This is a genomic window from Opitutaceae bacterium (assembly GCA_041395105.1).
Classification (GTDB): Bacteria; Verrucomicrobiota; Verrucomicrobiia; order Opitutales; family Opitutaceae; genus B12-G4.
Map to the genome: position 1 here is coordinate 796,022 of JAWLBB010000001.1, position 12,594 is coordinate 808,615.

Here is a 12,594-nt window from a genome sequence, read left to right on the forward strand (position 1 = left end):
CGCTTTTTATATATGATTCGCTCCGAATCATATATAAAAAGCGGCCTGACCCCTTCGGTGGATGTCTTCTGGATCCTGACCACCCAGTGGAGGGGGCAGTCGATCGGATGGGCCGGTGATCCCAATACCCGGACGCCGCACCTCGACCGGGCAGCCCGGGCGGGAGTGATCATCGAGCAGGCGGTGGCCAACCATCCCTTCGGCCCCTTCTCACGGGCATCCATCCTGACCGGTCGACCGACCGATGAAGTGGGGGTCAGTGATTACTTCGATCCTTTGCCGGCTGACTGTCCGACCGTGGCTCACGCCTTTTCCCGTGCCGGTTACGAGACCGCCTGGTTTGGCAAGTGGCACCTCGGTCCGAAGCTGAGGGGTCCGCCTCCGGTTGGTGAGGTGCATGCCCGGCAGCCGATCCCTCCTGATCGACGCGGCGGCTTCGGGTGGTGGGAAGGATTTGAGGGCGGCTTTCTGAATCGTGATCCCTGGCTGCACGGTTCCGGGTGGAGGGAGCCGACCCAGGTTCGGGGTTACCAGTCGGACATCCTGGTTGACCGGCTCCTCCGCTATCTTGAGGCCCGGACCAGTGAGTCACCCCTCTTCTCGGTGCTCAGCCTGGAACCGCCCCATCCGCCTTACGATGGGCTTCCGGACGACATCATCATCCCTGATCCCGCTGGCATCATTCTGAGAGAAAACGTGCCGGTCGGCGGAGAGGTTGAGCAGCGTGCCCGGCGCGAATACGCGGCCTATTGCGGACAGATCGAGGCAACAGATCGTGCCCTGGGCCGGCTCCTCGATCGACTGGAAGACCGGGACCGGCCCTATCTGCTGGTATTCACCTCGGTTCATGGGGATATGCACGGATCCCTCGGGCTCTTTCGAAAGGGGTGGCCGCATGAAGAGTCGATCCGGGTCCCGCTCCTTTTCCTGAGCCCGGGACGCCTGAAGCCGGCCCAACGGGCCGATGGCGTATTCGGCCTGATCGACCTCGGGGCCACCAGTCTGGGACTGATCGGGTCCCAGGGTGCTCCGGAGGTGGGGGGCAGGGATCAATCGGGTTGGCTCCGCGGGGAATGTGCAGGTCCCACCGAGACGTTCATCCGCATGCCTTCGGTTCCGCCTTTCCCGCCCAATTGCCCGAAAGCTTGGTCAGGCATCCGGGGGATGGGTCGAACGACCGTCTGGAACAGCGACGGGTCGCCCTGGCTGGATCTGGATCAACGGGGTCAGTCTTGATCAACGGGGTCAGGCCGCTTTTATCTATGGTCTGATTCGAATCAGATCATAGATAAAAGCGGCCTGACCCCTTCAGGGATTTGCGAAGGGTCGGGTGTTTTCCGATCCGCCGATTGAAATGCCCATTTTCGGGTTGCTCAAGGTGCCGGTCATCTTGACTTCGAATACGTAGGAAAAGGGATTGAGAACCGTATCCAGAAGGGAGAAGACCGGCATCCTGCCTCGGTCGAAAGGGTAGAACCGGGCTTGGAAGTCGACCCCTCCGGTTGGGATGTCGTAGCTTCCGGCGCCCTTGATGGCAGCCAAAGGTCCGTTGATCCCGAGGTTCGGGAAGTAGACCTCGTTGCGATCGACCCGGAAATCGGTGTGTGCCTCGGTGAAGCGGAGGGTGCTGAAACGGAACATGGTCGACTGGAGGGCGGCGGAGAGGACCCCGAAAAGGTGGATTCTACCGAGTTCCGCTTCCGTGATGTCGAGTCGGCCCTCTCCAAGGTAGCTGCTGAAATCCCCGAGTTCGCCCTCGGCTTGGAGGGATAGATTGAGAATGCCGCCCGGATTGCGGTCCTCGAACCGCTTTTCGGGGTTCTCGTCCCTGGCCGGCTCATTGCGGTCGAGAAAGTCGCCGAACCGGGTGATCGCTTCCTGAAAACCGGCCCCGTTGAGTGAAGCATCGAAAGTGAGGCGGCCCTCGTCCACCAGGGCGTTACCCGTTAGGGTCCCCCCGGCATAGCCAGCCCGGATCGAGGGGAGTTCGACCCTCTTGTTCAGGATGCGGACATTTTCGGCCCGGAGGCTGTCGAGCGGGAATTCCTCGTAGACGAAGGAATGCTCGGTCTCGATATCCAGGTCGATGTCGGTATTCCAGACCTCGCCCGTCCGGAGGATGGATCCGCGAAAATCCACTTCAGGTGGAATCTCGTATCCATAGGGAGCGAGCATCTCGATTCCGCCTGGGCCGAAGATGGCCGCGGCTTTCTTCAGGTCGATGGTGGAGTGGGCGGTAAAGTGCTGTTCGATCGGGAGTCGTTGACCCGCTTCGTAGAGGAGTTGGAACTCCCCTTCGATCCGGCCTTCGGGCCTTTGACCGATGGCGTCGAAGATATCGAAATAGTGGGGGCGGATGAAAATCTTCGTCCGCAGATGATCGAAGCGGGTGCTCTTCAGGGCCAGATCGTCCGCGGCCACCTCGCCGGTGACGAGGGTCTGCCGGATCCCGAACCAATTGCCATGGATGCTCAGGTCGCAGACGCCACCCTGGGCCGGCACCTCAAAGTCTTTCCAGAAGGCTTCCCACCAAGGTCCGAACCAGCCAGAAATCGCAATGGGGCGCATGGAACCGCGAATGAGGAAACGGTAATCACGGGTGGCAAAGGTGTCGGAGTAGCTCATGGACGCACGGGTTTGTCCCTGTCGGATCTCGATCGAATCGACATTGACACCGGTCGGGGTCACTCGGCCGCGGGCGTAGGCCGTGTCAAGAAGAACTCCCCGGGCCAACAGGTCGGCTGCCATGACTTCAAAGCGGGCCTCCGTCCACTTCCAGCCCGGCCCGAGGTCGACCCCGGCGCGGTAGACAGGCCTCCCGGAAAGATCGGCGTAGTAGGTGATGTCGGAACCGATGACCGCGCTTCCGAGATGGAGCCAGTCCGCCCCGGCACGCCCGGAAATCGCGAGGGTCGCCCGGCCCTGGGCGAGATCCACCCATCCGTTGAGGTCGACGGCTTCCTGTCCGAGACGGGTCGAGCCGTAGAAGGCGATGGGGCTGCCTGGAACGGGCTGGGTCGAGAGGATGGTGTCATGGAGGGTCGCCCCGTGGCCGCTGACCCGGCCGAGCGTGATTTCCAGCTGCGAAGGATAAGGCTTCCCGCGAGTGGGCAGGCCATCCCAGACCGCGTGGAACGAGGCGGAATCAGCCTGGGCCAGTCCTGGCTTCTCCGCCTGGTCGACGGTCCCCTCGGCCCGAATGGACCGGATGATTCCCCGGTGGGTGGTCAGGCCGATCGAGGCCTTGAGTTTCCGGAGCGCGATTCCGTCGGGGGTGCGGTAGCCGTCGGCCATCAGATCGACCAAGGCTTCGTAGCCCTCCTCGCGATTGGGGGCGAAATGAATCCGGATGGTCGGGTTCTCGAATTCCGTAATCATATCCTGGATACGAAGTATCCCGGGGATCTGCCCGATGAGCTGGGCGATGACGGTCCCTAGACCCGGGCGGGGACCGGCGGCGGGCCTGGATTCGGGCAGCTGGAGGGAGCCGGTGGCGTAGGCCCGGACCTGGCCGGCGTTGAAGCTGAGCTGGTCGATGACGACCCCGCCGCCGGCCAGCCGGGCGGAGCCGGAGAGGTTGCTGAGGACCTCGCCGGCCCGGCCCGAGGGGGACAGAACGGAGGGTGCGAGAAGCCGACCGTTGGAGATCTTGATGTCCGAGGCTTGGATGCGGCCGAAGAGCAGGGAGTAGAGGTCAATCCGGACAAGGGCCTGATCGATCAGGGCGAGCGGTTCCTCGTATGAGCTGGAGAAGAGCTGGATACCCTTCAGAAGGATCCGTCCTCCGGAATCGAACTCGACCGTCTCGATGCGCTGGCCGAGACCCTCGGCGGCGAGGTTGGCCTCGAGCGCCATGATGACAAACCGGGGGACAGGGACGGAACTGGAGAATATCGTGAACAGGAGCGATCCGGCGGCGACCAGAAGGATGCCGTTGACCAGGTAGGCAACGAGGAAACCGCAGTGGGATAGGGTGCGACCGCAAGTCCACCAGAAAACGTGCTTTCCGGGTCGCTTCTCCTGTGGCATGAAGGGAACCTCTTGTCCGCTGCGCCTGCGGGGCCTCAGGAATTCCCCTCGGTCGGATCGTCCGGCAGCGGTGTTTCCATCGATTGGTCCGGCGGGGTCGCATCCGGGACTGCGGTGTCCCCGGCCTCCCGGTCCGGTGCGGTCGGCGCCGCGACCGGGGATCCTTCAACTGGTTCAGCCGGTTTCCCATCGGCTGGCGGCGGTTCGGTCTCCGGAGGTTCACCGGGATCGTGGCGGTCGAAGACGAGAACGCCGAAGGCGTCGGCAAATCCCTGCTCGGCTTCAAAGAGAAGCCCGAGGTCGGGTGCTCCGGCCAGGAGGGTGGATCCACCGCTGACTTCGGCGAGATAGAGGCGGTAGGGGGTGGAGGACCCGGCGGACCCGCCGGCCAGGACGATGGTTGCCTCGAGCAGGTAGGTCCACGGGCGTTGCTCTCCGCCGATCAGGACGTAGGGCGTGAATTCGCTGGCCACGAAGACCTTCGAGCGGAGATTGCGCAGACTCATGACGAGGGCTTCGGCGGCAGAGCGGGTCTCCTGCGGCAGGGTGGCCAGGCTGGCCGCCCAGCTGGCCTCCGGGGAGGTTAGGGCGGCGGCAAAGGCGACGTCATTGGTCCCGAAGCGGCTGATCTTCAAGGCAGTGATCCGGGCACCTTCCGGAAGATTGAGGAGGGATCGGTCGCGGTAGCTGACCGGTCGACTTCTGAGGTCGCGCAGGATATCGCTGCGGATCAGGTAGACAAAGGGGGCGCCTTCCTTCTTGGCGTAGAGGTGGTCGGTGTCGGTTCCCTCAAAGGCGCCCAGCAGGAGGGCCTCGGTAATGGATTCCGGGGCGGGTGCCCCCGCTGTTTCCTTACCGGAAGACCGGGCCGGTCGCGCCCGGACTTCGACCGTCCAGAGGGGGACCGACAATCCAAACCGTTCAAGGTCGGCGGCCGAGGGGGCGTCGCTGACAAAGCCGGATTCGGGTATGGCCTGAACCCAGAGAAGGGAGTCAACGAGTCGCTGGATGGTTTCCTGATCACCCGGAAGCGTCCGGAGGATCTGGTCGGTTCCCCGTGAAACGACCTGCCAGACACCATTCTCAAGTTTTTGCAGGGTGACCGGCTCGTCGCTTCCGCGAGTGATGACAATCGATTGCAGGCGATCGGCCTCGAGGGATAGCAGTCGGCGCTCGCGCAGGGCCACCTGGGCGGTTCGCAGAGTATTCAGGAACGGAATCTCAACGGTGAAGACCGTCGGATTATCCTCCTTCTTGGCGTAGAATTCATCGACTCCTCCATCCGGAACCGGATTGCCGACAAGAACGGATTGGCGGGTAGTGCCGCCTTCCACGGTCAGACGCAGGTCGGGATTGACGAGACCGAGGAGATTGAGGTCTCCGCTTCCTTCTCCAACGAAGGATTTGACCTTCAGATCGACAATCTGTCCGAGAGTGGTCTCGACGGCCGCCCGGTCGGCCCGGGCCAGGATCGGAGTCTCGAAGATCCAGGCATCCGCGCGCCGGGTCAGACGGATCCGGAGGTTGCCGGCCGAGCGGATCTGCAGGTTCCACGATTGAATCTCGAAGACCGGGGTGGAGAAGACGGCGTTGCTGCGAAGGTTTTCGAAGCTGATGCTCAGGCTGTCGAGGAGGGATCGGTTGACGACGTGGATCCGTTCTCCATCGGGCGCGAGCATGTAGAGGCGGTTGCCGATATCGGTGACCCTTCCGACCTTGAGGTCCCGGGTCTGTCCGGCCGCCGTACGGTAGGTCAGGATGATTTCCGGAGGATCAAGCCCGAAATCGGCGAGGCTCTGTCCGCTGCTCCGGATATCGGCCACGGGAAAGCTGGTCTCCCGTTCGAGGAACTGAAGCTGGCTGAGGATGCGGTTGATGGCGAAGGGGTTGGCCGGCCAATGGACCGGGCGGGTCAGTTCCCAGGAACCGTTGACTTTCTCCAGTTCGGGACCGCTCCCTCCATTCGGGGTGGTGATGCGCAGGTAACCGATTTCGGCGGCCTCGGCCCCGAGGATCTGGAGGCGATTCTCGTCGAAGCGTCGCTCCGCATCCCACTCCGGCTCGATATAGACAATGAAAAGGCCGAGGGTGGCCACGAGGAGGAGCAGAAAGAGTGTGATCTTTGTGCGCATGGGAATCAGTTGCGGCGCCGCAGCAGGACAATGACACCGAAGAGAGCAACGAGAAGCGGAGGGGCCAGTTGAATCCCGAGTCGGGTGTAGGTCAATTGCTGCTGGCTGATCATCAGCTGCAGCTTCTCGGTATTGCGAATCGGTATGTTGAGCAGTTCCTCCCGTCCAAGTGCCCAGGTGATGGTGTTGAGGACCAGAGTGAGGTTGCCGAATGAGCCGATGCGATTGTTGGAAAGCAGGTCGGCGGTGCCCAGAACGATGAGACGGCCTCCGGGCAGACTGATGCCGAGACGGGAATCCACCCTTCGTTCGGCGACCGCGCCAAGCTTGATCGGTCCCCGCAGGTCGACGTTCGGGTCGAAGGCAATCGTGTTCTGGCCGAAATAATTGCGTTCTCCCCAGGAGGCGTCCGAGGTGGCGAGCAGCTCGGTCACGGTCAGGGAGTCGTCGAGCGGCCGTCCGGGGTCGGCTCGAACCGAACGGGCCGGGCCGGAAAGGACGGGGATCTTGTTTTCAACCAGAACCTGGGTGGCCGGATGCTCGGCCAGCCGTCGGACGAGGAGATCGCCTCCTTCGACGCGGTAATTGGGATCCGCTTCGATGACGAGGACGTCGTCGGCCAGTATGCCCCATTCAAAGAAGAGATCATCGAGCCCGTGGGGCTTGCCCGGATCGAGAATCACGAAGACCCGTCCGGCTCCGGCCGAGAGATACTGGCGGAGGGCCTGTTGTTCCACCGGCTGGAGGGCGGTCTGGGGTGAGACAATGCAGACAAGGGCGGCGTCCTCGGGCACCTGGCGGCTGGTGGCCAGTTCGATCTCGCGCATCTCGTAGTTGCGGACCCGGAGAGCGGCCTCGAGCTGGGACATGCCCCGCAGGGGGGAGACATCGTTCAGGCGCATCTCTCCGTGGCCGGTCAGGAAGTAGAGGATGGGTCGTTGATTACTGGATACGTCAAGAATGGCCGCCATGAAGGCCTTTTCGCCCTGGAAGAGGCTCGGTTTCCGATCCTCGGTCTTGTAAAGGTCGTTCGGAAACACCGCCTTGCGCTTTTCCCCGGCGAGGAAGAGGACCATGTTGGGTTCCTCAATTCCGAGGATTTCGGCCCGGCGGCGTTGTTGGTAGACGTTGAGGAATTCGACATCAATGCTGGCCGCCGGGTTGTTGCGGGTGGCGTAGGAAAACTCGCGGAGGACGGCGCGGACCTCGCGGTACATGCGCTCCATTTCGGGTTCGCCTTCCTCGTCGATCAGGGTGACGACCACCCGGACCGGTTCCTTGAGTTGCTTGAGGTAGGAAAGGGTCTCGGCAGAGAGGGAATAAACGCGCCCGCGGGTCAGGTCGGTGCGTTCGAAGTATTTCATCCCGAGGAAATTGAGACCGGCGAAGAGGATGATGATCAGGACGGACTGGAGCAGCAGGTTGACCAGCCGGGCAATGCGGTTGGCCTGGAACGACTCCATGGAATCCCGGTGCAGGTGCATGATCGGTCAGGCTCGCGATGAGCGGGTTTCCACTGCGACCACGGCGAAGAAGAGCAGGAGGACGGTCCCGGTCAGGTAGAGCACGAAGGGCCGGCTGTCGATCAGTCCGGCGGTGAAGTCCTCGCTGTGCTGAAAGACCTGGACGTAGTCGACGATCTGATCGAGCAGGGCCGACTTGATTTCGTCGTGGCGGGTGATCTCGATGCTGTAGCGGCCGATCACGAGGGTGAGAAAGACCAGGGCGAAGCCGAGGATGCCTGCGACCAGTTGGCTGCGCGTCAGGGCGCTGGCCAGGATTCCAAGGGCGATGAAGAGGGCGCCGCTGATCGCGATGAAGGTGTAGCCTCCGATGATCGGGCCGGGGTCGAGCAGTCGCGGCTCCTTCGCGAAAGTGTAGAGCACATACTGAAAGCTCAGGGTGGACCCCCAAAGGGCCATGTAGAAAAAGTAGGCGGCGAGAAACTTGGCGAGGACGATCTCGACCGAATTGACCGCCGTGGTCATGAGGGTTTCGATCGTTCCGAGCCGGCGTTCTTCGGCAATGCTCTTCATGGTGAAGAGAGGGACGAGGAAGAAGGCGGGCAGCCAGAAGAGCCGGATGAAGTCAGTCGACGGGGCGGTATCAGTCTGGGTGCGGATGAATTCCGCGAGGAGATCCTGGAAGATGAACCCCATGATCACGAGAAAGAGGAACGCGGCGATGTAGGTGCTGGGGCTGATCAGCAGGACCCGAAGCTCATGGCGAAGGAGGGTGAATAGAGTGCGCATGGTTCAGCTCCCGGTCTTCGTTCCGCTGCGGCGGGGTTCGACCGGATCATCGTGGGAAGGATCACCGTTGCGTTCCGGCAGGAGAGTATCCCAGCTCCGGCGGGTGGCGGCGAGAAAGACCTCCTCGAGTGTCGCCTTGCGTCGGTTGAGGGAGCGCAGCCGGAAGGCGGGATGCTGACCGAGCCGCTGGAGCAGGGTTTCGCCCCAGTCCTCAACGCCGTCTGCCCGGACCCGGGCGAGAAAGAAACCGTCGCGCCCGGGAGGTTCGTGGGATTCGAGGGCGAGGGAATTGTGCAGGCTGGCGAGTTCGGCCTGGAAGGCGGCGGGCTGTCCCTGGATCTCCACCTCGTAAATGGTCCGGTCGATGAATTTCTGCCGGAGCTGTTCAGGGCTGCCCTGGGCCACGATACGGCCTCCGTTGATGATCAGCACCCGGTCACAGGTCATCTCGATCTCCGGAAGAATATGGCTGGAGATCATCATGCTCATGCGGCCGCGAATGCTCTCGATCAATTCGCGGATCATGACGATCTGGTGTGGGTCGAGGCCGATGGTCGGTTCGTCCATGATGATCAGGTCGGGCTCGGCCAGGATGGCATCGGCGATTCCGACCCGTTGGCGGAAGCCCTTGGAGAGCCGGCCGATGATCCGCTTCTGTGCGCGTTTCAGATCGCAGAGTTCGAGCACCGCGTCGATCCGCTCGCGTCGACGCCGACCGTTCAGACCCTTGAGGCGTGCCCGCCAGCTGAGGTATTCACGGACACGGATATCCTCGGGCAGGGGGTTGTTCTCCGGCATGTAGCCGATTCGGCGCTTGGCTTCAGTGGGCCGTGCCGCGACCGGGATGCCACAGACCCGGACCACGCCGGAGGTGGCGGGTTGGAATCCGGTGAGGATCTTCATGGTGGTGCTCTTGCCCGCGCCATTGGGGCCGAGCAGTCCCACGATTTCACCGCGCCGGACCCAGAACGAGACATCGCTCACGGCCATCTTCCGGCCGTAGCGTTTGCAGAGGTGTTCGACTTCGACGGTCAGTTCGGATGATTCCACTTGAAGAGGTGACGGTAAGGGAAGGGCTTGCGGCAGTGAAACCTAAATCTCACGGGCTTTCGGGCGTCCATGAGCACTCATCGGGTGGAATCCGCGATTCTGAGGCAGGGTTCAACAGAAAAGCCCGGTGAAGCCCGCGGAGGGTCAGATCGGGAACGTGGATGGGCGCAGGAGTGGTCAGGCTGATCAGCAGATGGGCGGTTCCTCCGGTGACGATGACCTTGGGGTGTTTCATGCCCCGTGCGGCCAGATCGCGGCGGAGGGCCGCGATGAAGGCCTCGATCATGCCTCGGAAACCGAGGGCGCATCCGAGCTGCATGGCCTCGATCGTGCTTTTGCCGATCGCACCGACCGGATGGTCGTCGTTCTCAAGCATTGGCAGGAGAACCGTTCGGTCATGCAGGTAGTGTCGCATGAGACCGACACCCGGAGCAATGATTCCACCCTCAAATCCTCCGTCCGGGGTGATGACATCGCAGGTGACGGCGGTGCCGGCATCGACAATGATCGCGGGCGCGCCGTGCAGGAATTGAGCACCCGCGGCATTGGCCAGTCGGTCCGGCCCGATCGTTTCCGGAGCCGGGTAGGTGAGGGGCAATCCCAGCCCGGCCCTGTGGGTCAGGAGAAAACGGGGAAGTCCGGGTCGGATGGCGGCGAACGTCCGAAGAAGGTGAGGGTTCAGATCCGGCACAACCGAGCAACAGGCCAGACCCTCGATCGTCTCGGAATCCGGACCGGGGTGCTCAAGCAGCCGGGTCAGTGGATTCCGGTCGGATTCGAGTGCGCGCGAGGGCATCGAGTCCACCTTCAGGCTGCCATCGTCGACGACACATCCGAAATGGGTGTGGGTATTGCCGATGTCTACACAGAGCAGATTCATCGGGTCGACGGGGCCGCCGCGGCCAGAGTGGCGTCTCCGGCCAGGAAGGCACGCCGGGTGCCATCCGGAAACTCGAGCTCAAGGGCGCCCTGGGCATTGATTCCGCGGGCGACTCCCTGAAAACGCTCTTCGCCCTGTCGGAGGGTGACCGACCGGCCGCAGAGCAGGTCAAATCGTTCCCACAACTGGAAGAAGGTGTCCGAGTGTTGGTTGGCAATGAACGTATCGTAGGCCTTTACGATCCGGCCCAGCAGGGCAGCCGTCATTCGATTGATGTCGATTGATTGGCCGAGAACCTGTGAGAGGGAAATGGCGGTGGCCGCGAGGTCGGCCGGCCAGTCTGTCGGGCCGATATTGACATTCAGGCCGAGTCCGAAGACGACATCGCGGATCTGGTCGGAGTCGATGCGTGCCTCGGTCAGCATGCCTCCCAGTTTTCTTCCGTCGAAGAGGATATCATTGGGCCATTTCACGGAAGGGGCGAATCGGCCGAAGTTGCGGAGGGCTTCGCAGACGTTCACTCCCATCCACAGGGTGAAGGTCTGCATGCGGATTGGAGGAATCCTCGGTCGAAAGGCAAAACTGGCATAGAGATTGCCCCGGTCGGGGCTCGACCAGTTGCGCCCGAGTCGTCCGCGACCGCGGGTCTGACTGCGGGCGAGGACGACAAACGGCGTGACCGCGCCGGCGGCAAGCAGGCGCTCGGCCTCGCTGTTCGTGCTGTCGACCTCTTCGCGGAACTCGATGGTCGGAATGGACCGAAGGGAGCAATGGGCCTGGACGAGGAGCGGGTTGAGTTCCCGCGGTGCGTCAACCAGTCGGTAACCGCGCCGCCGAACCGCTTCGAAACGAAAACCCTGCTTCTTCAGGCCCTCCATCCGGGCCCAGATGCCGACTCGCGACATGGCCAGTTCCGCTCCGAGTTCATTGCCGGAGACAAAACCGTCACCGGCCTGGAGCATCCTTCGGACGATAAGAAGATCGGACGCGCTCATCGGGGTGTCCAATCCAACCCGATATCGACCCACCGGCTCTGATGGACGAGGGCTCCGCTCGAAATGAAGTCCAGCCCGAGATGGGCATAAGCGGGGATCGAGTCGAGGGTGATGCCGCCGCTGGCCTCGATCGCGGCCCGCCCCGCGATCAGGCGGACTGCCTGCCGGATGGCGGACGGCGTGAAATTGTCGAGGAGGATGATCTCGGGGAGGGCTTCCATGACGGCCGGGATCTGGTCGAGTGCATCCACTTCAACCTCGATCAAGAGGTCAGGGTTCCGGCGTCGGGCGGCCAGGATGGCATCGCGCAGGGCGCTGCCGGTGCCGCTGTCTCTTGCGGCCAGGTGATTGTCCTTGATCATGACCCGGTCGTAGAGCCCGAGACGGTGGTTCCAGCCTCCGCCCCTTGCCACCGCATACTTTTCGAGAGCCCGGTAGCCTGGCGTGGTCTTGCGGGTGTCGAGGATACGGGTGGGAGATTCCGCCAGCAGACGGGCGAACCTGGCGGTCTGGGTGGCGATTCCGCTGAGGTGTTGGAGGAAATTGAGGATGACTCTCTCGGCGGTGAGAAGCCGGGCGGCCGGCAGTGAGAATTGGCCGAGGGCATCGCCTGCCTCGACCGTATCACCATCCCGGCGCAAGGGGCGGAATCCCGTCGACTGTCCATAGCAGTCCAGGATCAACGGGACGAGAGGCAATCCGCAGACGACCATCGGCTGGCGGGCCACGAGTCGGGCCCGACCGGCCGTGGCCGGCGCAATCAGGCTCCGGGTGGTCACGTCGCCCCGGTGGGCGGCGGACCGGCGGAAACCCGAACCGGACAGATCCTCGCGACGGGCGAGGCTGATCAGGGTTCGAAGGGCTGAAGGCTCGAGATCGGACCACGATATCTGCTCGCACCGGGGGAGACTGGATGTTAGCCGTTTCCTTTTCATCTCGAGACGTTTGAAGATCAATGAACAGGATAGAGGCATTCCACAGCAGTGTTGCAAGCGAAGAGGCACCCCCCGCAGGGTATACACCGGCCATTCAGGCACTCTGGTGGGACGCCAGGGGCGATTGGCACCGCGCCCATGAAGCCACCCAGGAAGATTCCGGTCAGGCGGTGTCCTGGGTTCATGCCTTCCTGCATCGCAAGGAAGGGGACCTGTCCAATGCCGGTTACTGGTATGCCAGGGCGGGACGGGTGGCTGCCTCGGGCTCCCTCGATGCGGAAAGAGATGCAATCCTCGCAGAATTGCTGGGCTGAGGTCCGG

Annotated in this window: 10 protein-coding genes; 2 read left to right on the forward strand and 8 right to left on the reverse strand. The window is 62.8% G+C overall.

Annotated elements, in window-relative coordinates; translation table 11 throughout:
* Nucleotides 1–12 precede the first annotated feature (12 nt).
* Nucleotides 13–1,236, forward strand: coding sequence for a sulfatase-like hydrolase/transferase (locus tag R3F07_03105; protein MEZ5275354.1), 1,224 nt, complete (start codon nucleotides 13–15; stop codon nucleotides 1,234–1,236).
* A 72-nt stretch (nucleotides 1,237–1,308) separates the two neighbouring features.
* On the opposite strand, the gene R3F07_03110 is transcribed toward R3F07_03105, so the two are convergent.
* Genes R3F07_03110 through nadC form a run of 8 tightly spaced genes read right to left on the reverse strand, consistent with a single transcriptional unit; the run spans nucleotide 1,309 to nucleotide 12,273 of the window.
* The gene (locus tag R3F07_03110) at nucleotides 1,309–4,029 is read right to left on the reverse strand and encodes an AsmA-like C-terminal region-containing protein (protein ID MEZ5275355.1); all 2,721 of its coding nucleotides are present in this window, start codon (nucleotides 4,027–4,029) and stop codon (nucleotides 1,309–1,311) included.
* Between the two features lie 35 nt (nucleotides 4,030–4,064).
* Nucleotides 4,065–6,161, reverse strand: a complete 2,097-nt coding sequence (locus R3F07_03115) for a DUF4340 domain-containing protein (protein MEZ5275356.1) — start codon at nucleotides 6,159–6,161, stop codon at nucleotides 4,065–4,067.
* A gap of 5 nt (nucleotides 6,162–6,166) precedes the next feature.
* Complete coding sequence (locus tag R3F07_03120; GenBank protein MEZ5275357.1) at nucleotides 6,167–7,645, reverse strand: GldG family protein; 1,479 nt, start codon at nucleotides 7,643–7,645, stop codon at nucleotides 6,167–6,169.
* A 6-nt stretch (nucleotides 7,646–7,651) separates the two neighbouring features.
* On the reverse strand, nucleotides 7,652–8,413 hold the full coding sequence (locus R3F07_03125; protein ID MEZ5275358.1) for an ABC transporter permease subunit: 762 nt from the start codon (nucleotides 8,411–8,413) through the stop codon (nucleotides 7,652–7,654).
* A 3-nt stretch (nucleotides 8,414–8,416) separates the two neighbouring features.
* A complete protein-coding gene (locus R3F07_03130) occupies nucleotides 8,417–9,463 on the reverse strand; it encodes an ABC transporter ATP-binding protein (protein MEZ5275359.1) in 1,047 nt (348 codons plus the stop codon).
* A gap of 49 nt (nucleotides 9,464–9,512) precedes the next feature.
* On the reverse strand, nucleotides 9,513–10,343 hold the full coding sequence (locus R3F07_03135; protein MEZ5275360.1) for a type III pantothenate kinase: 831 nt from the start codon (nucleotides 10,341–10,343) through the stop codon (nucleotides 9,513–9,515).
* Entirely contained in the window at nucleotides 10,340–11,338 is a 999-nt protein-coding gene (locus tag R3F07_03140; protein ID MEZ5275361.1) for a biotin--[acetyl-CoA-carboxylase] ligase, read from the reverse strand. Before R3F07_03140 ends, R3F07_03135 begins: the two co-directional genes overlap by 4 nt.
* On the reverse strand, nucleotides 11,335–12,273 hold the full coding sequence (gene nadC / locus R3F07_03145; GenBank protein MEZ5275362.1) for a carboxylating nicotinate-nucleotide diphosphorylase: 939 nt from the start codon (nucleotides 12,271–12,273) through the stop codon (nucleotides 11,335–11,337). Before nadC ends, R3F07_03140 begins: the two co-directional genes overlap by 4 nt.
* A 20-nt stretch (nucleotides 12,274–12,293) precedes the next feature.
* Between nadC and R3F07_03150 the strand changes: the two genes are divergently transcribed.
* A complete protein-coding gene (locus R3F07_03150) occupies nucleotides 12,294–12,587 on the forward strand; it encodes a hypothetical protein (protein MEZ5275363.1) in 294 nt (97 codons plus the stop codon).
* The last annotated feature ends 7 nt before the right edge of the window (nucleotides 12,588–12,594 follow it).